Annotated in this window: 20 protein-coding genes; 13 read left to right on the forward strand and 7 right to left on the reverse strand. The window is 72.4% G+C overall.

What is annotated here, in order from left to right; translation table 11 throughout:
• The 4 genes from VGX25_RS17675 to VGX25_RS17690 form a co-directional block, all read left to right on the forward strand.
• A partial coding sequence (locus VGX25_RS17675) for a pyridoxal phosphate-dependent decarboxylase family protein (RefSeq protein ID WP_326918904.1) occupies window positions 1–1,423 on the forward strand: 1,423 nt, incomplete at its 5' end.
• Window positions 1,420–2,691 (forward strand): lysine N(6)-hydroxylase/L-ornithine N(5)-oxygenase family protein, encoded by a 1,272-nt coding sequence (locus VGX25_RS17680; RefSeq protein ID WP_326918905.1) that lies wholly within the window; start codon window positions 1,420–1,422, stop codon window positions 2,689–2,691. The genes VGX25_RS17675 and VGX25_RS17680, both read left to right, overlap by 4 nt.
• A 62-nt stretch (window positions 2,692–2,753) precedes the next feature.
• On the forward strand, window positions 2,754–3,947 hold the full coding sequence (locus tag VGX25_RS17685; protein ID WP_326918906.1) for an alanine racemase: 1,194 nt from the start codon (window positions 2,754–2,756) through the stop codon (window positions 3,945–3,947).
• A gap of 4 nt (window positions 3,948–3,951) precedes the next feature.
• A complete protein-coding gene (locus VGX25_RS17690) occupies window positions 3,952–4,830 on the forward strand; it encodes a hypothetical protein (RefSeq protein ID WP_326918907.1) in 879 nt (292 codons plus the stop codon).
• Here VGX25_RS17690 and VGX25_RS17695 read toward each other — a convergent pair.
• Complete coding sequence (locus VGX25_RS17695) at window positions 4,820–6,076, reverse strand: amidohydrolase family protein (RefSeq protein ID WP_326918908.1); 1,257 nt, start codon at window positions 6,074–6,076, stop codon at window positions 4,820–4,822. The genes VGX25_RS17690 and VGX25_RS17695 overlap by 11 nt on opposite strands.
• A gap of 62 nt (window positions 6,077–6,138) precedes the next feature.
• On the opposite strand from VGX25_RS17695, the gene VGX25_RS17700 reads away from it, so the two are divergent.
• The 8 genes from VGX25_RS17700 (at window position 6,139) to VGX25_RS17735 (ending at window position 15,907) form a co-directional block, all read left to right on the forward strand.
• Window positions 6,139–6,660 (forward strand): MarR family winged helix-turn-helix transcriptional regulator, encoded by a 522-nt coding sequence (locus VGX25_RS17700; RefSeq protein ID WP_326918909.1) that lies wholly within the window; start codon window positions 6,139–6,141, stop codon window positions 6,658–6,660.
• Window positions 6,661–6,692: 32 nt separating this feature from the next.
• A complete protein-coding gene (locus VGX25_RS17705) occupies window positions 6,693–7,490 on the forward strand; it encodes a TIGR03084 family metal-binding protein (protein WP_326918910.1) in 798 nt (265 codons plus the stop codon).
• 5 nt (window positions 7,491–7,495) lie between these two features.
• Entirely contained in the window at window positions 7,496–9,169 is a 1,674-nt protein-coding gene (locus VGX25_RS17710; protein ID WP_414635855.1) for an acyclic terpene utilization AtuA family protein, read from the forward strand.
• Window positions 9,166–10,311 carry an acyl-CoA dehydrogenase family protein gene (locus tag VGX25_RS17715; RefSeq protein WP_326918912.1) on the forward strand — a complete coding sequence of 382 codons (1,146 nt, stop codon included), beginning with the start codon at window positions 9,166–9,168 and terminating at the stop codon, window positions 10,309–10,311. The genes VGX25_RS17710 and VGX25_RS17715 overlap by 4 nt, the downstream gene beginning before the upstream one ends.
• Window positions 10,308–12,005 carry an acyl-CoA carboxylase subunit beta gene (locus VGX25_RS17720; RefSeq protein WP_414635854.1) on the forward strand — a complete coding sequence of 566 codons (1,698 nt, stop codon included), beginning with the start codon at window positions 10,308–10,310 and terminating at the stop codon, window positions 12,003–12,005. The genes VGX25_RS17715 and VGX25_RS17720 overlap by 4 nt, the downstream gene beginning before the upstream one ends.
• A gap of 175 nt (window positions 12,006–12,180) precedes the next feature.
• Window positions 12,181–14,142: a biotin carboxylase N-terminal domain-containing protein gene (locus VGX25_RS17725; protein WP_326918913.1), complete on the forward strand. Its 1,962-nt coding sequence runs from the start codon at window positions 12,181–12,183 to the stop codon at window positions 14,140–14,142.
• Window positions 14,139–15,296 (forward strand): acyl-CoA dehydrogenase, encoded by a 1,158-nt coding sequence (locus VGX25_RS17730; RefSeq protein WP_326918914.1) that lies wholly within the window; start codon window positions 14,139–14,141, stop codon window positions 15,294–15,296. The genes VGX25_RS17725 and VGX25_RS17730 overlap by 4 nt, the downstream gene beginning before the upstream one ends.
• Window positions 15,296–15,907 carry a TetR/AcrR family transcriptional regulator gene (locus VGX25_RS17735; RefSeq protein ID WP_326918915.1) on the forward strand — a complete coding sequence of 204 codons (612 nt, stop codon included), beginning with the start codon at window positions 15,296–15,298 and terminating at the stop codon, window positions 15,905–15,907. The genes VGX25_RS17730 and VGX25_RS17735 overlap by 1 nt, the downstream gene beginning before the upstream one ends.
• Here the strand turns inward: VGX25_RS17735 and VGX25_RS17740 are convergent.
• The 6 genes from VGX25_RS17740 to VGX25_RS17765 form a co-directional block, all read right to left on the reverse strand.
• Window positions 15,891–16,523 (reverse strand): response regulator transcription factor, encoded by a 633-nt coding sequence (locus VGX25_RS17740; protein ID WP_326918916.1) that lies wholly within the window; start codon window positions 16,521–16,523, stop codon window positions 15,891–15,893. The two genes, VGX25_RS17735 and VGX25_RS17740, sit on opposite strands and share 17 nt — an antisense overlap.
• Before the next feature lies 1 nt (window position 16,524).
• Complete coding sequence (locus VGX25_RS17745; RefSeq protein WP_326918917.1) at window positions 16,525–17,724, reverse strand: sensor histidine kinase; 1,200 nt, start codon at window positions 17,722–17,724, stop codon at window positions 16,525–16,527.
• 2 nt (window positions 17,725–17,726) lie between these two features.
• The gene (locus VGX25_RS17750; protein WP_326918918.1) at window positions 17,727–18,467 is read right to left on the reverse strand and encodes an ABC transporter permease; all 741 of its coding nucleotides are present in this window, start codon (window positions 18,465–18,467) and stop codon (window positions 17,727–17,729) included.
• Entirely contained in the window at window positions 18,464–19,363 is a 900-nt protein-coding gene (locus VGX25_RS17755; RefSeq protein WP_326918919.1) for an ABC transporter ATP-binding protein, read from the reverse strand. The genes VGX25_RS17750 and VGX25_RS17755 overlap by 4 nt, the downstream gene beginning before the upstream one ends.
• Window positions 19,364–19,448: 85 nt before the next feature.
• On the reverse strand, window positions 19,449–19,967 hold the full coding sequence (locus tag VGX25_RS17760; RefSeq protein WP_326918920.1) for a hypothetical protein: 519 nt from the start codon (window positions 19,965–19,967) through the stop codon (window positions 19,449–19,451).
• Window positions 19,968–20,085: 118 nt separating this feature from the next.
• Window positions 20,086–20,601, reverse strand: a complete 516-nt coding sequence (locus VGX25_RS17765) for a DUF402 domain-containing protein (RefSeq protein WP_326918921.1) — start codon at window positions 20,599–20,601, stop codon at window positions 20,086–20,088.
• 37 nt (window positions 20,602–20,638) lie between these two features.
• Here VGX25_RS17765 and VGX25_RS17770 point away from each other — a divergent pair, with 37 nt between their 5' ends.
• Window positions 20,639–21,265: a hypothetical protein gene (locus tag VGX25_RS17770; RefSeq protein ID WP_326918922.1), complete on the forward strand. Its 627-nt coding sequence runs from the start codon at window positions 20,639–20,641 to the stop codon at window positions 21,263–21,265.
• Window positions 21,266–21,388 lie beyond the last annotated feature (123 nt).

Raw genomic sequence — 21,388 nt, forward strand, 5'->3', positions numbered from 1 at the left:
GGCCGGCGGCCCGGCGGCGGTCGCCGCGATGCTGGCCACCCAGGGCGTCGATCTGCTGCCCGAGCGCGGCGTCGGGGCGTCCGCGGCGATCGGCGAGCTGACCCGGCTGCTCGCGGCCGGCTCGGTCGACCCGAGCCACCCGTGGTGCGCCGCCCACCTGCACTGCCCGCCGCTGGCCGTGGCCGCCGTCGCGGACCTGGTCGCGAGCGTGCTCAACCCGTCGCTGGACTCCTGGGACCAGGCGCCGATGGCCAGCGAGCTGGAGCGCGAGCTGACCGGCGGGTTCGCCCGGCTCTGCTACCCGGCCGCCCCGGCCCCGGACGCGCTGGTCACCAGCGGCGGCACCGAGTCCAATGTGCTCGGCCTGCTGCTGGCCCGGCACGCCGCCGCCGAGCAGGGCTCGTCCGTGGTGCGGATCGTCTGCGGCGGCAACGCCCACCACAGCGTGGCACGGGCGGCCTGGCTGCTCGGCCTGCCCGAGCCGGTGGTCGTGGCCTGCCGGGGCGGGCGGATGCGGCCCGACGCGCTGGCCGACGCGCTCGCCGACCTGTACCAGCCGGCGGTCGTGGTGGCCACCGCCGGCACCACCGACACCGGGACGGTCGACCCGCTGCCGGAGATCGCCGAGGCCAGCCGGCGGGCCAACGCGTTCCTGCACGTGGACGCGTCCTACGGCGGCACGGCGCTGTGCAGCGACCGGCTCGCCGGGCTGCTCGAGGGGCTCGACCTCGCCGACACCGTGGCGCTGGACCTGCACAAGTTCGGCTGGCAGCCGATCGCCGCGGGGCTGCTGGCCGTCCGCGACACGAAGTCGTTGACCGCGCTGGACGTTCGGGCCGACTATCTCAACGCCGCCGACGACACCGATGCCGGCCTGCCGGACCTGCTCGGCCGGTCACTGCGCACCTCCCGGCGGCTGGACGCGTTCAAGATCGCCGTGACGCTGCGCGCGCTCGGCCGGCGCGGCGTCGGCGAGCTGGTGGAGCGCTGCTGCGACGCGGCCGGCGAGCTGGCCGGCGGCATCGAGGCGCACCCGGCGCTGCGGCTGTGGGGCGTGCCGGCGCTGTCCACCGTGCTGTTCCGGCCGCTGCTGGCCGACGAGGTGGCCGGCGAGCTGGGCGCCGATGCGGGCGACGCGCTGGTGGCCGGGGTGCGGCGGCGGCTGCTCGAGGAGGGCGTCGCGGTGCTCGGCCGCGCCAACTCCGGACCGTCCACTCCGGACGGTGATGACGGGGCGAGCCGGTTGTGGCTCAAGCTGACCCTGCTCAACCCGGGCGCCGGCGCCGCGGACTACCTGCCGCTGCTGGACGTCGTGGCCGCGCGGGCGCGCGACGAGCTGCGGTTCGTGGTGGCCGATCTGGACCGGACGCTGCTCTCACCCGCCCACCATCCTCCCGCCGCGTCCCCGTCCGTCTCCCGATGAGAGCGCCGTTGGACCTTGCCGGTGTGGGGATCGGCCCGTTCAACCTGTCGCTTGCCGCGCTGGCCGATCCGATCGACGGGCTGCGCGCGGTGTTCTTCGAGCGGGCGCCGGAGTTCCGCTGGCATCCGGGCCTGATGATCGACGGGACCACCGTGCAGGTGCCGTTCCTCGCCGACCTGGTGTCGCTGGTCGAGCCGGCCAGCCCGCTGTCGTTCCTGAGCTACCTCAAGGACTGCGAGCGGCTGTTCCCATTCTACTTCGCCGAGCGGTTCCACGTGCCGCGCGCCGAGTACGACGCGTACTGCCGGTGGGCCAGCAGAAGGCTCCCGAGCTGCCGGTTCGGCCAGACCGTCACCAGGGTGTCGTGGTCCACAGTGGACGGATCGTTCGCGCTCGACGTGTCGCCGGCGGGCCGGGTGCTGGCCCGCAACGTGGTGCTTGGCGTCGGCACCGCGCCGCACCTGCCGGCGCCGCTGCGCTCCATGGCCAACGTGGTGCACTCCGGTGACTACCTGCCCGCCAGGGACCGGCTTGTGGCCGCGCCCGACGTCACCGTGGTGGGGTCCGGGCAGTCCGGCGCCGAGGTGTTCCTCGACCTGCTCCGCCAGCGCACGAGCGGAGGATTGCGCTGGCTGGCCAGGACGCCGGCGTTCGCGCCGATGGAGTACTCCAAGCTGGGCCTCGAGCAGTTCACCCCCGACTACGTCCGGTTCTTCCACGGCCTCGACGAGCCGACCCGCGACCGCCTCGAGCCCACGCAGTGGCAGCTGTACAAGGGGATCAGCGCGGAGACGATCGGGGAGATCTACGACGAGCTGTACAACCGGACGGTCGGCGGGGGCTGGCCGGGCGTGACGCTCACGCCCGGGGTCGAGGTGACCGCCGCGCGCGAGCGGGGCGGCCGCGTCGAGCTGGAGCTGCGGCACGTCCAGCAGGGCAGCACCGCGACCGTGCTGACCGACGCGGTCGTGTGCGCGACCGGCTACGCCGAGCGCGACCTCGGGGAGCTGCTGGCGCCGCTGGCCGGGCTGATCCGGCGGGACGGCGCCGGGCGGATCGCGGTCGGCGCCGACTACCGGGTGGAGCTGACCGCCGAGCTGGACGGGTCGCTGTTCGTGCAGAACGCCGAGCGGCACACGCACGGTGTCGGCGCCCCCGACCTCGGCCTGGCCGCGTGGCGCTCGGCCACCATCCTGAACGCGGTGTGCGGCCGCAAGGTGTACTCGCTGCCCGACCGGACCGCGTTCACCACGTTCGGCCTGCGATGATCGACCTGCCGCCGTCGTCAGGGGGATCGCCCGCCCTTCCCGCGTCGTCCATCCCCGAACCGGTGCGCGCGGTTCTGCTTGGTATGGCCGGGGATCCGGGACGGCCGGTCGGCGGGTACGTGTTCGACCCCGGGGTGGCCGCGGCACGCGCCGAGCGGCTGCGTGCGGCGTTGCCGGACTGGGCCCGGGTGTGCTACTCGGTGAAGGCGAACTCGTACCCGCCGGTCCTCGACGCACTGGCGTCCCGGGTGGACGGGTTCGAGGTCGCCTCGGCCGCGGAGGTCGACCTGGCGCGGGCGGCCGGGCCCGGGCATCTGCTGGTCGCCTCCGGGCCGGGTAAGAGCCTGCCCACGTTGCGCCGCATACTGGAGCGCGAAGTTGATCTGATCAATGTGGATAGTCCACTCGAGCTGGCCAGAGTGGACCGGGCAGCCCGGGAGCTCGGTGTCGAGGCGGCCGTCGCCGTGCGGGTCAACCCGCGCCGGGTGGATCTGGTCGGCTCGCTGGCCATGGGCGGGGCCGCCACCCAGTTCGGGGTGTCCGAACAGGACGTTCCGGCCGTGCTCGCCGCGGCCGCGCGGTACCCGTCGGTGCGGGTGACCGGGTTCCACGTGCACGCGGTGTGCAACAACCTCGACGCCGAGGCACAGGCCGACTACGTGCGCTGGTGCCTGGAGTGGAGCACCCGCACCGCCGCGAGGCACGGGGTGCCGCTTGCGGTGGTGGACGTCGGCGGGGGCCTCGGCGTGCCGTTCGAGGGGGAGCGGCCGTTCGACCTGGCGCGGTTCGGCGAGCTGCTCGCCAGGATCCGGCCGCCGGCCGGCTGCATGGTGATCTTCGAGCCCGGCCGGTACCTGGTGGCCGAGGCCGGCTGGTACGCCGCCGAGGTGCTCGACGTCAAGCACACCTACGGCACCCGGTTCGTCGTGCTGCGCGGCGGGATCAACCACTTCCAGCTGCCGACGTCGTGGGACATCCGGCACCGGTTCGCCGTGCTGCCGGTCGACGCGTGGCCGTACGACTGCCCGCGCCCGGCAGCCACCGGGGTGCCGGTGACCGTGGTGGGGGAGCTGTGCACGCCGGAGGACACCCTCGCCCGGGACGTCACCGTGGATCGGGCGCGGGCCGGCGATCTCGTGGTGTTCCCGATGGCCGGCTCGTACGGCTACGAGTTCGCGATGCCGCTGTTCCTCGGCCACCCGCCGGCCGAGCGCTGGGTCGTCGGGCAACCCGACCGGGGCGGCGCTCCGTCCTAGAGTCGTGCGGCGGCTCATCCTGCTCGGCATCCCGGTCCTGCTCGGCATCCTGGCGTGCGGGGCGCAACCCGCCGTGGTCGCGCCAGCGACCGGCCGGCTGCCGGTGAGCCCGACCACCCCGGAGCCACCGCCCACCGCCGGGGCGCAGGCGTGGGCGTCGTTCCCGGTGGACCGCAAGCCCCGGCCGATCTTGCTGCTCTCTCGGCAGCCCTCGATGGAGGGGTTCACCACCGACGCGGCGAAGCTGGCCGCGCTGAACGGAAACCTCGAGCTGGCCGCGGAGCTGCCGGCGGCCCCGCCCACGGTCGTCGCGCAACTGCCGGACGGGCCGGCGGAGTTCCCGACGCTCCCGGCCGAGCGGGCCCTCGCCGATCTTCGCAAGGAGCTGCTGTCGTCCCAGAAGCCCAACCCGACCGACGCCCTGCCGATCACCCGGGTCGAGTTGGGCAGCGCCGCGTTCCCGACCGACCGCGGGCTCATCGCGCTGCCCGCGTGGCTGTTCCACCCGGTCGACGCCCTTGGCCCGATCGGCTGGCCGGCGCTGCCACCGGAGGCGTTCTGGCCGCAGACGGCGCCGCGGAGCCTTGCGCCGGCCGCGAAGCTCGTCGACGACACGACGCTCACCGTCCACCTGCCCGCGCCGCCGCCCGCCTGTCCCGGCCAGCCGATCTACCGCAGGGCGGCGGCGCCGGCCGAGTCGGCGACCACCGTCATGATCAATGTGCGTACGATCCCGGTCTCCACCGCGCCCGGCGCCGCCCAACCCACCTGCGCCCACGATCTGGCGATGCGCTTCGAGCCGCACCGGGTCACGCTGGCCGCCCCGCTGGGCGCCAGGGTGCTGCTCGACGACCGCGGCGCCCCGATCGCCGTCACGCCCTGACCACGTGCTCGGCGCTACGGCGCAGCTCGTCGGCGGGGACCGCGTGCAGCAGGCGGCCGTCGCGCTTGACCACGCGGCCGGCGACCAGGACCGTGTCGACGTTGCCCGGATGCGCCGCGGTGACCACGGCGCCGATCGGGTCGTGCGCGGCCAGCAGGTTCGGCGCGTCGGCCCGTACCAGGACGATGTCCGCCTGCTTGCCCGGCCGCAGCGAGCCGATCCGGTCGCCGAGCCCGAGCGCCCGCGCACCGTCCAGTGTGGCCAGTCGGAGCATGCCGGCCGCACGCCACCGCTCTCCCTCACCGAGCTGGCTGGTCAGCAGCGCCGCCCGCATCACAGAGAACATGTCCCCGGCGACGGTGGTCACGACGTCGACGCCGAGCCCGGTGGTGATGCCGGCGGCGCGCAGCCGGTTGATCATGGGCGGCCCGTGTCCCATCTGCGCCTCGACGGCCGGGGTGATCGACACCGCCGCGCCGGAGTCGGCGATCAGCCGAAGCTCGCCGTCCGGCAACGAGTTGCCGTGCACGTAGAGCGTGTCCGCGCGCAGCAGGCCGCGCTGCCGGAGCGCCTCGATGGGTCGCTCGGCGGCCGGTCCGCTGCCGATGTGCACCACGATCGGCAGGGCCAGCTCCTCGGCCAGCCGCCAGTCCTGCTCCACGACCTCGATCGGCGCGTACGCCGGGCCGACCGGGGCCAGCGCCATCGTGAGCAGCCCGCCGTCGAACCGCTCCCGGACCCGGCGCACCTCGTCCGGCCGGCGCCCGGCCTCCTCCTGGATCGGGTAGCCGTAGCCGAACACCGCCCGGATGCCCGACTCGCGCAACGCGTCGACCCCCGCGTCGGTGTGCTCCGGGCCGTGCTGGATGTGGGAGAAGTCCTGCACGGTGGTGACGCCGGAGTCGAGGCACTCCAGCGCACCGGCCAGGTTGGACACCCGCACGTCCTGCGGCCGCATCCGTGGCCCGAGGCCGAACAGCACGCGCTGCAGGTAGGCGCCGAGGTCGTCGTCGACGGCGACGGCGCGCAGCGCCGCCTGCCAGACGTGCCGGTGCGTGTCGACGAGGCCGGGCAGCACCAGCCGGTCGGTGGCGTCGATGATCTCGGCCCCGTCCGCCGGAAGGTCCGGCCCGACCGCGGCGATCCGGCCGTCCTCGACCAGGACGTCGGTCGCCGGGCGCAGGACCGGCTCCGGTTCGGTGTCGATGACGTCGCCGCCCCGCACGAGCAGTCGCCCGGTCGCCATTCTCAACCTCCACTAAGAAAGCTTTCTGGAAAGCTATCAACCTAGCGATCTAGCATGCAACCATGACTGCTCATCCGGACCCGGTCGACGCGCTGATCACCGCGTGGCGCACCGAGTTGCCCGAGGTCCTCGGCCCGACCTCCGAACTGAGCAAGCGGATCCTGGTGCTGTCCGGGGAGCTGACCGCCGCCACCCGCCGGGTCCTGCACGACTTCGGCTGGACCACGGCCGAGTTCGACGTGCTCGCGACCCTGCGCCGCTCCGGCCGGCCGTACTGCATGAAGCCGAACGAGCTCAGCCGCGCGCTGCTGCTGTCCTCCGGCGGCACCAGCAACGTGCTCAACCAGCTCGTGCGCGCGGGGCTGGTCCGGCGGGAGCCCACGCCGCTCGACCGGCGCAGCACGCTGATCGTCCTGACCGACCAGGGGATCGGCCTGACCGAGGCGGCCGTGCGGGCGGTCGCCGAGGCGCACGCCGAGGTGTTCGCGGCCGTGCCGCCCGCCGTGCTGCGCACCGCGACCAGGGCACTGCGCCAGCTGTCCAGCGTCAGGCGGGCGCGGAAAAAAACAAGCACGCGTGCTTGAAATGCGGGCGGGGGTCGTGCCACGGTTGTCGCGTGGTGGACCTGACCGCGTTGCTCGACGACCTCGCGCGCGAGGGCGACGAGCTGGACGCCATGCTCGCCGGGCTGCCGGACGAGGACTGGGCCCGGCAGACGCCGGCTCCGGGTTGGACGGTCGCGCACCAGGTGGCGCACCTCGCCTGGACCGATGACCGGGCACTGCTGTCGGTGACCGATCCCGACGCGTTCACCGCGGAGCTCGCCGCGCTTGCGCACCATCCGGCGCCGCGGCGGTGGGTGGACGAGGGCGCCGCGGAGGGCGCGAAGGCGCCGCCGGCGCAGCTGCGCGCCCGCTGGCACCGGGGCCGCACGGAGCTGGCCGGCGCGCTCGCCGCGGTGCCGAACGGCAGGCGGCTGCCATGGTACGGGCCGCCGATGAGCGCGGCGTCGATGGCCACCGCCCGGCTGATGGAGACCTGGGCGCACACCACGGACGTCGCCGACGCCCTCGGGGTGCGGCGCGAGCCGACCGCGCGGCTGCGGCACGTCGCCCACCTCGGCGTGCGCACCCGGGACTTCGCTTACGGGGTAAGGAACCTGACGCCGCCGGCCGAGCCGTTCCGAGTCGAGCTGGTGGCGCCGGACGGCAGCGTGTGGACCTGGGGACCGGCGGACGCCGCGCAGCGGGTGTGCGGATCGGCGCTGGACTTCTGCCTGCTGGTCACCCAGCGGATCCACCGGGACGACACGGATCTGGTGGCCGTCGGCCCGGACGCGCACGCCTGGCTGGACCTCGCGCAGGCGTTCGCCGGGCCGCCGGGCGACGGCCGCAAGCCGGGGGAGCGCTCGTGACCGGCGTGATCCGGATCGGCAACGCGTCCGGGTTCTACGGCGACCGGCTGTCCGCGGTGCGCGAGATGCTCACCGGCGGCCCGCTGGACGTGCTCACCGGGGACTACCTGGCCGAGCTGACCATGCTGATTCTCGGCCGGGACCGGATGAAGGACCCCGGCCGCGGCTACGCCAAGACGTTCCTGCGCCAGATGGAGGAGAACCTCGGGCTCGCCAAGGAACGCGGCGTTCGGATCGTGACCAACGCCGGTGGGCTCAACCCTGCCGGGCTGGCCGGCGCGCTGCGCTCGCTTGCCGATCGGCTGGGCGTGATGGTGGCCATCGCACACGTCGAGGGTGATGACCTGATCACCCGGGCGGGGGAGTTCGGATTCACCGGAGCGTTGACGGCCAACGCCTATCTCGGCGCCTGGGGCATCGCCGAGTGCCTCGACGCCGGCGCCGACGTCGTGGTGACCGGCCGCGTCACCGACGCCTCCCTGGTGGTCGGCCCGGCGGCGGCGCACTTCGGCTGGGCCAGGGACGACTATGACGCGCTGGCCGGCGCCGTGGTGGCCGGGCACGTGATCGAGTGCGGCGCCCAGGCCACCGGCGGCAACTACGCGTTCTTCACCGAGCTGAACGACCCGGATCACCCGGGCTTCCCGATCGCGGAGGTCTACGCCGACGGCTCGTCGGTGATCACCAAGCATTTCGGCACCGGCGGCGCGGTGACCCGGGAGACCGTCACCGCGCAGCTGCTCTACGAGGTCGGCGGCCCGGCCTACCTCGGCCCGGACGTGACCAGCCGGTTCGAGACGATCACGCTGACCGACGAGGGCGCCGACCGGGTCCGGATCAGCGGCGTGCGCGGCGCACCGCCGCCGCCAACCCTCAAGGTGTGCCTGAACACGTTGGCCGGATTCCGCAACAGCAGCACCTTCGTCCTGTGTGGACTCAGCATCGAGGAGAAGGCGGACCTGGCGCGCCGGCAGCTCGAGCGCGCGGTCGGCGCGGCCGGGATCACGTGGACGCTGGCCCGCACCGAGCACCAGGACGCCGACACCGAGGAGACCGCCAGCGCGCTGCTGCACGCCACGATCAAGACCCCGGATCCCGCGCGGGCCAAGGCGTTCTCCCGGGCCTGCGTCGAGCTGGCGCTCGCCTCCTACCCCGGCTTCACGCTCACCGCGCCGCCCGCCGACGGCACCCCGATCGGCGTCTACCGCCCGGAGTACGTCGATCAGTCCACTGTGGAGCATGTCGCGGTGCTGCCCGACGGATCGCGGCGCCCGATCGAACCGCCGCCGACCTCGGCGACGCCGCCGTCCTGGTCGATTCCCTTGGCCGCCGAGCCGCCGGCCGGACCGACCAGGCGGGTGCCGCTCGGCCGGATCGCCGGAGCGCGCTCGGGGGACAAGGGCGGCGACGCGAACCTCGGTGTCTGGGCCCGCACCGATCCCGCCTACGCCTGGCTCGGGCACGAGCTGACCGTCGACCGGCTGCGCCAACTCCTGCCGGAGGCCAAGGATCTGGAGATCGAGCGGTACGAGCTGCCGAACCTGCGCGCGCTCAACTTCGTGATCCACGGGCTGCTCGGCGAGGGCGTCGCCGCGTCCACCCGGTTCGACCCGCAGGCCAAGGCGCTGGGGGAGTGGCTGCGTTCCCGCCTCGTCGACGTCCCGGAAGTGTTGCTATGAACCCGTTCGACACGCCGGAACGCCGGGCGCTGCGGGACAGCTGCCGGTCGTTCGTCACCAAGGAGATCGTGCCGCACCTGGACGGGTGGGAGCGCGCCGGGGAGATCCCCCGGGAGCTGCACAGGCGCGCCGCCGAGGTCGGGCTGCTGGCCGTCGGCGCGCCGGAGAAGGTGGGCGGCAGCGGCGGCGACGCCGTCGACTCGGCCGTGGTGACCGAGGCGTTCATCGAGGCCGGCGCGTCCTCCGGGCTGATGGCCGGGCTGTTCACGCACGGCATCGCGGTGCCGCACATGATCAGCGTGGGGGACGGGGACCTGATCGACCGGTTCGTCCGGCCCACTCTGGCCGGCGAGCTGATCGGCGCCCTCGGCGTCACCGAGCCCGACGGCGGCTCGGACGTGGCGGCCCTGCGCACCACCGCGGTCCGGGACGGCGACCACTACATCGTCAACGGCGCCAAGACGTTCATCACCTCCGGGGTGCGCGCCGACTACGTCACCACCGCGGTGCGCACCGGCGGGTCCGGGTACCGGGGCATCAGCCTGCTGGTGATCGAGCGCGGCACGCCGGGCTTCACCGTCAGCCGCAAGCTGGACAAGATGGGCTGGCTCTGCTCGGACACCGCCGAGCTGTCCTTTGTGGATGCTCGGGTGCCGGTCGCGAACCTGATCGGCGAAGAGAACGGCGGGTTCGTGCTGATCATGCGGCAGTTCGTGGGGGAGCGGCTGGCGTTGGCGGTGAACGCATACTCGGTGGCCCAGCGCGCGCTGGACCTGACCGTCGACCACGCCCGCCGGCGCAGCACGTTCGGCCGGCCGCTGATCTCCCGCCAGGTGGTGCGGCACAGGCTGGTGGAGATGCGCCAGCGCATCGAGCTGGCCCGCACCTACACCCGGTCGCTGATCGTCCGGCAGGCCGCGGGCGAGGAGCTGGTCGCCGAGGCGTGCCTTGCCAAGAACGCCGCGGTGGCCGCCTGCGACTGGGTGGTCGACCAGGCGGTCCAGCTGCACGGCGGAATGGGGTACATGCGTGAGTCCGAAGTGGAGCGGCACTACCGGGACGCGCGGATCCTCGGCATCGGCGGCGGCGCCACCGAGGTGCTCGCCGACCTGGCGGCGAAGGTGTTGGGGTACAACTCATGAGCGGAAACCAACCAGGCCGCGAGTCGGCCGCCGGTGTCTGGACCGACGAGCAGCGCAGCGACCGAGCAGCGCAGGAGGGAAGACACCGGATCAAAGGCCGCGAGCCGCGCGAGCGAGGAACGAGCGAGCGCAATCAAACGCAGTCCAACCGGGAGGCCATGCTGGCCAAGCTCGCCGAGCTGGAGGCCGAGCATGCCAAGGCGATCGCCGGCGGCGGGGAGAAGTATGTCGAGCGGCACCGCAAGCGCGGCAAGCTGCTCGCCCGCGAGCGCATCGAGCTGCTGCTGGACCCGGACTCGCCGTTCCTCGAGCTGTCCCCACTTGCCGCCTGGGGAACCGACTACCAGGTGGGGGCCAGCGTGGTGACCGGGATCGGCGTGGTCGAGGGCGTGGAGTGCATGATCAGCGCCAGCGACCCGACCGTCAAGGGCGGCGCCAGCAACCCGTGGACGGCCAGGAAGGGCTACCGGGCGGCCGACATCGCCGCGCAGAACCGGCTGCCCACGATCCACCTCGTCGAGTCCGGCGGCGCGGACCTGCCCACCCAGAAGGAGATCTTCATCCCGGGCGGCCGGATCTTCCGTGATCTCACCAAGGCGTCGGCCGCCAAGGTCCCGACTGTCGCGCTGGTGTTCGGCAACTCCACCGCCGGCGGGGCGTACCTGCCCGGCATGTCCGACTACGTGGTGATGGTCAAGGAGCGGGCCAAGGTCTTCCTCGGCGGCCCGCCGCTGGTGAAGATGGCCACCGGCGAGGAGTCCGACGACGAGTCGCTCGGCGGTGCGGAGATGCACGCAAGGACGTCCGGCCTCGCCGACTACCTCGCCGTCGACGAGCTGGACGCGATCCGGATCGGCCGGCGGATCATCGCCCGGCTGAACTGGCGCAAGCACGGGCCGCCGCCCGACCCCGACTACGCCGAACCGCTGTACGACCCCGAGGACCTGCTCGACATCGTGCCCACCGACCTGAAGATCCCGTTCGACCCGCGTGAGGTGATCGCCCGGGTGGTCGACGGCTCGGCGTTCGACGAGTTCAAACCCTTGTACGGCACCAGCCTGGTCACCGGGTGGGCGCGGGTGCACGGCTACCCGGTGGGCATCCTGGCCAACGCGCAGGGCGTGCTGTTCAGCCAGGAGTCGCAGAAGGCGGCGCAGTTCATCCAGCTGGCCAACCAGATCGACACGCCGCTGCTGTTCCTGCACAACACCACCGGCTACATGGTCGGCAAGGACTACGAGCAGGGCGGGATCATCAAGCACGGCGCGCACATGATCAACGCGGTGGCCAACTCGGCGGTGCCGCACATCTCCATCCTGATGGGCGCGTCGTACGGCGCAGGGAACTACGGAATGTGCGGCCGGGCCTACGATCCCCGCTTCCTGTTCACCTGGCCCAGCGCCAAGTCCGCGGTGATGGGCCCGCAGCAGCTGGCCGGCGTGCTGTCCATCGTGGCCAGGCAGGCGGCGGCCAGCCGCGGCCAGGAGTACAGCGAGGAGCAGGACGCCGCGATGCGGGCGATGGTGGAGAACCAGATCGAGGCCGAGTCCCTGCCGATGTTCCTGTCCGGCATGGTCTACGACGACGGCATCATCGACCCGCGCGACACCCGTACCGTCCTCGGCATCTGCCTGTCGGTGATCCACAACAACCCCGTGCGCGGCGCCGACGGCTTCGGCGTCTTCCGGATGTAAGGACGGTTTCAATGGACGCGCGGCACTCAAGGCGACCATGGCGCGCGCCTGGGCCAAAGGCCCGTGATCGCGGTGGCAGGGCCCGACGAACGGCACCGGCACATGCCGAACAAAGGTGGCCCTGCCGGAGCGATCGTCGGCGGCGCGCAAGCTCGCGATGGGGGCTGTGCTTCTCATGATCACAACGGTTCTTGTCGCCAATCGCGGGGAGATCGCCCGCCGGGTGTTCCGCACCTGCCGGAATCTCGGCATCGGCACCGTCGCAGTGCACTCCGACGCCGATGCCACCGCGCCGCACGTGGCCGAGGCCGACGCCGCCGTGCACCTGCCGGGCAACGCGGCGGGTGATACCTACCTGCGGGCCGACCTGTTGATCGAGGCCGCGCGGACGTCCGGCGCCGACGCGATCCACCCGGGATACGGTTTCCTGTCGGAGAACGCGGGGTTCGCCAGGGCGGTGATCGACGCCGGGCTGACGTGGGTCGGCCCGCCGCCGGCCGCGATCGAGGCGATGGGCTCGAAGATCGAGTCCAAGCGGCTGATGGCCGGCGCCGGGGTGCCCGTACTGTCCGAACTGGATCCCGAGGCGCTCACCGAGGCCGATCTTCCGGTGCTGGTCAAGGCGTCCGCGGGCGGTGGCGGTCGCGGGATGCGGGTCGTGCGCACCCTTGACGAGCTGCCGGCGCAGCTGGAGGCGGCGCGGTCGGAGGCCGCGTCGGCGTTCGGCGACCCGACCGTGTTCTGCGAGCCGTACCTGGCGACCGGCCGGCACGTCGAGGTACAGGTGCTCGCCGACGCGCACGGCACGGTGTGGGCGGTGGGGGAGCGCGAGTGCTCGATCCAGCGCCGGCACCAGAAGGTGGTCGAGGAGGCGCCCTCGCCGCTGGTGGAGCGGATCGGCGGGATGCGGGCGGAGCTGTTCGCCGCGGCCCGCAACGCCGCCAAGGCGATCGGCTACCTGGGCGCCGGCACGGTGGAGTTCCTCGCCGACGACTCCGGCCGGTTCTTCTTCCTCGAGATGAACACCCGGCTGCAGGTCGAGCACCCGGTGACCGAGTGCGTCACCGGGCTGGACCTGGTGCGGCTGCAGCTGGAGATCGCCGACGGGCAGCGGCTGCCGGCCGAGCCGCCTCCGTCGCGCGGCCACGCCATCGAGGTCCGGCTCTACGCCGAGGATCCCGCCCACGACTGGCGTCCGCAGAGCGGCACCCTGCACCGGTTCGAGATCCCCGGTGTGGCCGCGGAGTTCTCCGTGCCCGCCGGCGGGGTGCGGCTGGACTCCGGGGTCGCCGGCGGCGACGTGGTGAGCGTGCACTACGACCCGATGCTGGCCAAGGTGATCGCGGTCGCGCCGACCCGCGTGGCGGCCGCCCGCGCCCTGGCCGGGGCGCTGCGCCGGGCGCGGATCCACGGCGTCACCACCAACCGGGAGCTGCTGGTGCGGGTGCTCGACCACCCGGCCTTCCTCGCCGGGGACACCGACACCGCGTTCTTCGACCGGCACGGGCTGGCCGCGCTGTCCGAACCCTTGGCGGACAAGGACGCCACCGCGATCTCGGTCGTGGCCGCGGCCCTTGCCGACGCCGCGGCGAACCGGGCGAGCGCGCGGGTGCTCGGCCGGATCCCGAGCGGCTGGCGCAACGTGGCGTCCCAGCCCCAGATCAAGCGGTACCGGCGCGCCGCCGACGAGCTCGAGGTGCGCTACCGCAACACCCGGACCGGCGTGCTCGTCGACGGGCACGAGGATCTGCGGGTGGTCGAGGCGACGCCGGAGACGGTGGTGCTCCAGGTGTCCGGAGTGCGCCGGACGTTCCGGGTGGCCCGGTATCCGGGTCTGGTCTGTGTGGACTCTCCACTCGGGCCGGTCGGGCTCGTCCCGGTCGAGCGCTTCCCGGACCCGGCGTCGCAGGTGGCCGCCGGATCCCTGCTGGCGCCGATGCCGGGCACGGTGGTGCGGGTCGCGGTGTCGCAAGGGGACACCGTCGTGGCGGGCCAGCCGCTGCTGTGGCTGGAGGCGATGAAGATGGAGCACCGGATCAGCGCGCCGGCCGACGGGGTCGTGGCCGAGCTCGCGGTGGCCACCGGTGACCAGGTCGAGGTCGGTCGAGTGCTTGCCGTAGTGAAGGAGCGGGAATGAACTTCGTGGAGTCCGAGGAGCGCCAGGCACTCCGGGCGGCGGTGGCGGACCTGGCACGGCGGTACGGCGCCGAGTACATGTCTCGCAAGGCACGCGCCGGGGAGAAGACCACCGAGCTGTGGGAGGAGGCCGGCAAGCTCGGCTATCTCGGGGTGAACGTGCCGGAGGAGTACGGCGGTGGGGGCGGCGACATCGGCGACCTGGCGGCGGTGCTCGAGGAGCTGTGCGCGGCCGGCTGCGGGCTGCTGCTGATGGTGGTGTCCCCGGCGATCTGTGCGACGATCATCACCCGGTTCGGCACCGACGACCAGAAACGGCACTGGCTGCCGAAGTTCGCCGATGGCTCGATCCGCATGGTCTTCGCGATCACCGAGCCAGACGCCGGGTCCAATGCGCACAAGCTCACCACCACCGGGCGCCGCGACGGCGACGAGTGGATCCTCAGTGGACGGAAGGTGTTCATCTCCGGGATGGACGAGGCCGACGCCGTCATGGTGGTGGGCCGCACCGAGGACGCCAAGACCGGTCGGCTCAAGCCAGCACTGTGGATCGTGCCCACCGACGCGCCCGGCCTGGAGTTCACCCCGATCGAGATGGACATCATCTCGCCCGACCGGCAGTTCATGGTGTTCCTCGACGACGTGCGGCTGCCCGGTGACGCGCTGGTCGGCTCCGAGGACGCCGCGCTGCTGCAACTGTTCGCCGGCCTCAACCCCGAGCGGATCATGGCGGCCTCGATGGCCGTCGGCATGGCCCGGTACGCACTCGGCAAGGCCGTGGACTACGCCAAGACCCGCACGGTGTGGAAGGAGCCCATCGGCGCACACCAGGGGGTCGCGCACCCGCTGGCGATCGCCAAGATCGAGACGGAGCTGGCCAAGCTCATGACCCAGAAGGCCGCCGCGCTCTACGCCGCCGGCGACGACATCGCGGCCGGGGAGGCGGCGAACATGGCCAAGTACGCCGCGGCCGAGGCGTCGGTGAAGGCCGTCGACGCCGCGATCCAGGTGCACGGCGGCAACGGCATGACCGCGGAGTACGGCCTCGCCGCCATGGTCACCGCCGTGCGCGCGAACCGGATCGCGCCGGTGAGCCGCGAGATGATCCTCAACTTCGTCGCCCAGAACTCCCTGGGCCTGCCCAAGTCCTACTGATGCCGACCGAGACTCTGCGGGAGCCACAGCAGGATCGCAGCCGCGCGACCCGCAAGCGGTTGCTGGAGGCGGCCATCGACTGCCTCGCCGAGCTCGGCTGGACCGGCACCACCGTGCTGGTGGTGGCCGGGCGAGCCGGGGTGTCGCGGGGCGCGGCGCAGCACCACTTCCCGACCAGGGAGGATCTGGTGACCGCGGCGGTGGAGTACGTCGCCGAGGAGCGCACCGCCCGGCTGCGCGCGCATTTCGCCGAGCTGCCAACGGGTCCGGGCCGCACCCAGGCCGTGATCGATCTCGTCGAGCACATGTACACCGGCCCGCTGTTCCGCGCCGCGCTGCAGCTGTGGGTGGCGGCCTCGTCCGACGAGCAGCTCCGCGCGCGGGTGGTGCCGTTGGAGGCGCGGGTCGGCCGGGAGGCCCACCGGGTCGTGGTCGAGCTGCTCGGCGTCGACGAGAAGGTGCCCGGCGTCCGCGAGACCGTCCAGGCCACTTTGGACCTGGCACGCGGCCTCGGCCTGGCCAACCTGCTCACCGACGACGCCAAGCGCCGGCGGGGGATCATGCGGAAGTGGGCTCGGCTTCTCGACGAAGTCCTTACCGGCGCGGGGTGAGCAACCCCCGCTCGAACGCCACGGCCACGGCGGCGGCGCGGTCGTTGACGCCCAGCTTGGCGTAGACGTGCAGCAGGTGCGTCTTCACCGTGGCCTCGCTGATGAACAGGGCCGCGGCCGCCTCCTTGTTGGTGGAGCCGCGGGCGATCAGGCCGAGCACCTCGAGCTCCCGCTGGCTCAACGAGTCCGGGCTCGGTGCGCGCATCTGGCCCATCAGCCGGGTGGCCACCGCGGGCGAGAGCACGGCCTGGCCGCGGGCGGCCGCCTCGACCGCCCGGAACAGCTCCTCGCGCGGCGCGTCCTTGAGCAGGTACCCGGTCGCCCCGGCCTCGATCGCCGGCAGCACGTCGCTGTCGGTGTCGTACGTGGTCAGGACCAGGATCCTGGACGGGACCCCGCGCCGGGCCAGCTCGGCGATGGCCGTGACACCGTCCACTTCGGGCATCCGCAGGTCCATCAGCACCACGTCCGGCCGGTGCGCCTGCGTCAGCGTGATCGCCTCGGCCCCGTTGGCCGCCTCGCCGAGCACCTCGAACCTGCCGTCCCCGCTGAAGATTCCGCGCAGCCCATCTCGCACAACGGGGTGGTCGTCCACGATCAGGAGCGTGATCGTCACGTCAGGCCTCCGTCGGGATCGCGGCGGAGATCGCGGTGCCGATGCCCGGCTCGGACTCGATCTCGAACCGCCCGGCGATGCCCTCCACCCGTTGCCGCATCGAGGTCAGGCCGAAGCCGGACCCGTTGGCGTGCTTGAACCCCACACCGTCGTCCCGGACGTCCAGGGTCACCACGTCCTCCATATAGGACAGTGTGATCCCGACCCGGGACGCGTTGGCGTGCTTGCCCACATTGGCCAGCGCCTCCTGGGCGGTGCGCAGCAGGGTGACCTCCACGTCGGGGTGCAGCGGCCGGGCCGGGCCGGTCGTGGTGACCTCGGCCGGCACTCCGTTGATCTCCGACCACCGGCGCACCACGTCCGCCAGCGCATCCGGCAGCCGGGCGTTCTCCAGGGCCTCCGGGCGCACCGCGTGCACCGAGCGCCGTGCCTCGGACAGGCTCTCCCGGGCCAGTTGCTCGGCGGTGTCCACATGCCGCTGCCACCGGTCCGGGTTCTGCGCGGCGGCCTCGAGCTGGGTGACGATCCCGGTCAGGCCCTGCGCGAGCGTGTCGTGGATCTCCCGGGCCATACGCTGCCGCTCGTCCAGCACGCCGGCCTCCCGCGCTTGGGCAAGCAGCTGAGCGTGCAGCCCGGCGTTCTCCTCCAGCGCAGTGGCGAGCTCCGCCAGCGTCTGCTTGCGGGCGCGGTCCCGTTCGATGCTGCGCCAGCCGAAGTAGCCGAACGCCCCGGCCAGCGTGATGTTCATGGCGGCGACCACGCCGTACGCGGCCCACCCGGCGTATGCGAGCCCGACCAGACCGCCCACCTGGGACAGCGCGATCACCAGCGCGTTGACCGCGGTTCCGACGAACCGCCAGATCCCGTTGAGACACTCGAACGCCCGCAGGTAGCCGGAGAAGGCGAAGATGCCGTACCACGGCGCGAGCAAGGTGAGCGCCGCCGCGAGCGCCAGCAATCCGGCGTAGTAAACCGCGCCGAGCAGCTTGTGCTTGTCCCAGACCGGGTTCAGGGTGCCCAACGCAACCACCCACCCCGCCGCGACGCCGGTCAGCACCAGCGTCGCGGGCAGGGACAGCGAGAATCCGGGTCGGAGCAAGGTGATCCCGGTGGCGATGGCGAGCAGCCCGAGCGGAGCGAACCGCAGCAGCGTCCGCTCTCGCCGCTCCCATGGCTCCTCGCCGATCTCGGCCACGGACACCCCTACTCCCAACGGAAGAACCGAACGGCGAGCGCGCCCGCCCCGATGGTCCAGGACAGCATGACCGCGACGTGCAGCAACTGTGGCCACGCCCCACCGGCCGCGTCCTGCAATGATTGCACGCCGGCGCCGAGCGGCGTGAAGTCGCTGATCCGCCGCCCCCACACCGGCATGAGGTCCCTCGGCAGCCACAGCCCGGCGCCCAGCAGCACCGGGAAGAACAGCACCGATCCGATCGCGCCCGCGCCCTTTCCGCTCGGTGCCAGCGCGGCGATCAGCAATCCGATCGCCAGCGAGGCGACCACGCTCAGCAGGTAGGCCACGGCGTAGGCGGCGATCTGCCTCGGCAGCTCGACGTCGAACGCGATCCGGCCGATGGCCAGCACGACCGCGGTCGTCGCCACCGACATCACCGCGCACATCACCAGCTGTGCGGTAAGCACCATGATCGGCCGCACCGGGGTGACGGCCATCCGGCGCAGGATGCCCTTCTCCCGGTAGGTGGCCAGCAGTTGAGGGAGCCCGCTCAGCGCCAGCATGGCGATCGACATCGCGATCACGATGGGCGCGTAGAGGTTGATCACCCGGGCGCCGCCCAGGTCGGGATTCGGCTGGCGGAACGACGGTATCGAGCCCAGGATCACCAGCAGCAGGGCCGGGAAGATCAGCACGAAGAACACGCCGACCGGCTCGCGGAAGAACAGCTTCGTCTCGGTCAACGTGAGCTTGGTCAGGGCGGTCACTGGAACTCCTTGCCGGTGAGGGCGACGAACGCGTCGTCGAGGGTGGTCTGCTCCACGCGCAGTTCGGCGGCGACGATCTGGTTGCGGGCCAGCACCGACGTCACCGCGTGCAGCACGTTGCCGGTGCCCGCGACCACGACCTGCCTGCCGGATCGGGTCACGCTGGTCACCTCGGGCAGCGCGGTGAGCAACGCGTCGTCAAGCGGCGCGGACGGCCGGAACCGGATCCGCCGCTCATCGTCCACTCTGGACACCAGCCCGGCCGGGCTGTCGATCGCCACCACCCGACCGGCGTCGATCAGGGCAAGCCGGTCGCAGAGCCGCTCCGCCTCCTCCATGAAGTGCGTAACCAGGAGAATCGTGACGCCGGAGCTCCTGATCCCCTCGATCAGATCCCACACGTCCCGGCGGGCCTGCGGGTCCAGGCCGGTGGTGAGTTCGTCGAGCACGGCCACTTCGGGGTCGCCCACCAGCGCGAGCGCGATGGACAGCCGTTGCTTCTGCCCGCCGGACAGGCGGCGGTACTGGGTGTCTCGTTTCTCGGCCAGCCCCAGGGTGTCCAGCAGCTCCCGCCAGTCGGCCGGTGCCCGGTAGAACGAGGAGTAGAGCTCCATCGCCTCCTGCACCGTGATCTTCTCCGGCAGCTCGCTCTCCTGCAGCTGCACGCCCAACGCCTGGCGTAGCTCGGGGTCGTGCGGGTCGCGGCCGAGGACGCGCACCGAGCCGCCGTCCGGCTCGCGCAGGCCCTCGACGCATTCGACCGTCGTGGTCTTCCCGGCGCCGTTCTGGCCGAGGATGCCGAAGATCTCCCCCTGCTCAACGCTGAACGACACGCCGTCGACGGCGGCCCGGCCGTCGTAACGCTTGATCAGCTCGCGTACCTCGATGATGCTCATGCTGATGAGCGTGCCGGCGGGCGCGGCCGGGCGAATCGGCTAGCCAGTCACGATCCGGATCAACCGATCGGCTGATGGGTTGACCTCAAAAGGGTGGCCACACCTCGAAGATCCGCTTGTGGGCGAGCCAGGCGCTCAGGTCGTGCCGCAGCCGGCTGAGCTCCTCGAGGGTCTTGTGCACGGTGCGCAGCGCCAGGTCGGCGTCGTTGACCAGGAGCACGCGGCCGGCGACGGCCGCGGCGAACTCCTCGGAACGCACGATCCGCGCGGCCGAGCCGCCGGGCGCGGCCAGGCCGAGCAACAGGTCGGTGGTGCGCCAGTAGCGGCCGTCGCGGAATATCCGGACGGCGGTGAGCTCGCTGGGACCGCCCCTGGCGTGCCGGGAGCGTGGGCGGCGATGCGTGAGCCGCAGGTTCATCTCCGGCAGCAGCCAGGTGACCTCCGAGTCGTTGAACGGGTCCTCCGGCGTCGGGCACTCCGTGCGCAGCCCCCAGCGCTCCTCCTGGCAGGTCCGAAGCTGCCGGGCGGTGCCCGACGAGTAACTACGGACAGCGGTAACCGTGTCGACTACATCAACCAACTGCGGGGTGATCGCCGTTCCCACACGTCCAGAGGGTAGTCGTAGGCATGCGTGCGGTTACCAGCGGGCTCGATTCGTTATGTCACGTGTCGTGCGCGGAGGGATATCGATCCGGGCACGACGCCGAACCGGATCTTGACCACTATGGACCGCGCCAGGTAACAGGAATCCCTTGCCCCACAAGCCAGGCGTCGACGTCGCGGTCGGCGGCGGCGATTCCGTCAACGGCGTGGAAAGCCCGGTCGAACGCCCGCTCGGCCGCCGCCCGGTCGATCAGCCCGGCGCCGAGCGCGGCCAGCGTCTCGTCGGTGTCCAGCAGTTGTTGATCTTTCCCGGTGCGCACCGTGATGTCCAGATAGAGGTCCCGGGTCCGCCACACCGGCCCGGTCTCGATGTCGACCACGTCGAGGTAGAAGTCGTGCCGCACAGGGGCTCCCGGATGCAGGCCCCACTTGTTCACCCGCAGCCCGAGCCGGGGGAGCAGCCAGGACTGGAAGTAGGCCAGCTCCGGATGCCCGACCACCGGACGCGCCATGAACAGGCCGAACTCCTCCAACCGGTACTCGTCGACCGGGCGCACGAAGCCCTTCGGGTCCGTGTTGGTCATGGCCTCGAGGTCGAACACCTCGACCTTGGGCGGATGTGGAACCGTGCTCACCCCGCGAGGTTGGCACACCGTTCGTTACCCTCGCCCGGTGACCGAGCAGACGGTGTCCGCGCCGGCGTTGCCGCGCCCGCCGGAATGGAGCCGCCGGGAACGGCCGCTGTGGTTCACGCCGTGCGTGACCGCAGCCATGGTGGCCGGGATCCTCGCGGTCACCTTCGGGCTTGACGACCTCCTCGCCGGCGTCGTCCTGGGCGCGGTCGCCGTCCTGCTGCTCGGCATCGTGCTGGTCTTCCCGCTGCCCCGCCCGATCCTGGTCGAGCACGGCGGGGAAGGCGTCCGGTTCCCCTTCCGCCGCCGCTCCCGATCGATCACCCTGACCCCCACCGCGATCGTGCTCGCCCGGGGAACCGTCCAGGTGATCCCCTGGCCCGAGGTCAACGACATCACCGCCTGGTCGCAGAACTTCGGCCACGTCCTCTGGCCGATCCGGCAGAACCTGATCACCCTCGAGTCCGAACGCCCGGCAAAAGGCCTGTGGCGCTGGCTCCTCCGTGGCCTCGGCCGCACAATCCGCACCGTCCGCCTGGCCACCGACCCGGTGATCGTCTACCACGCCCTGCTGTTCTACCTGCACCACCCGGCCGCCCGCGTGGAGCTGGCCGGCGAGGCGGGCGTCGAGCGGATCCGCTCCGGCCGGCTCATACCCGACGCCTGACACTGTCCGACGCCCGAGTCCGGTCCTGGCCGCGTCGCCGTGGAAGATCGCTGTGGGTGAACGGTGGCTGCGCCGCGCGCAGCGCGCGGCGCAGCCACCGTTTCGTCACGGCGCTACGCGGGC

It is taken from the genome of Actinophytocola sp., assembly GCF_035942955.1.
GTDB lineage: Bacteria > Actinomycetota > Actinomycetes > Mycobacteriales > Pseudonocardiaceae > DASYTH01.

What these genes read in the sequence shown, in the direction of transcription:
- VGX25_RS17680 (WP_326918905.1), top strand. Translation starts at nt 1,420, where the DNA reads ATGAGAGCGCCGTTGGACCTTGCCGGTGTGGGGATCGGCCCGTTCAAC.
- VGX25_RS17695 (WP_326918908.1), bottom strand. Translation starts at nt 6,076, where the DNA reads ATGGCGACCGGGCGACTGCTCGTGCGGGGCGGCGACGTCATCGACACC.
- VGX25_RS17700 (WP_326918909.1), top strand. Translation starts at nt 6,139, where the DNA reads ATGACTGCTCATCCGGACCCGGTCGACGCGCTGATCACCGCGTGGCGC.
- VGX25_RS17715 (WP_326918912.1), top strand. Translation starts at nt 9,166, where the DNA reads ATGAACCCGTTCGACACGCCGGAACGCCGGGCGCTGCGGGACAGCTGC.
- VGX25_RS17720 (WP_414635854.1), top strand. Translation starts at nt 10,308, where the DNA reads ATGAGCGGAAACCAACCAGGCCGCGAGTCGGCCGCCGGTGTCTGGACC.
- VGX25_RS17725 (WP_326918913.1), top strand. Translation starts at nt 12,181, where the DNA reads ATGATCACAACGGTTCTTGTCGCCAATCGCGGGGAGATCGCCCGCCGG.
- VGX25_RS17730 (WP_326918914.1), top strand. Translation starts at nt 14,139, where the DNA reads ATGAACTTCGTGGAGTCCGAGGAGCGCCAGGCACTCCGGGCGGCGGTG.
- VGX25_RS17735 (WP_326918915.1), top strand. Translation starts at nt 15,296, where the DNA reads ATGCCGACCGAGACTCTGCGGGAGCCACAGCAGGATCGCAGCCGCGCG.
- VGX25_RS17755 (WP_326918919.1), bottom strand. Translation starts at nt 19,363, where the DNA reads ATGAGCATCATCGAGGTACGCGAGCTGATCAAGCGTTACGACGGCCGG.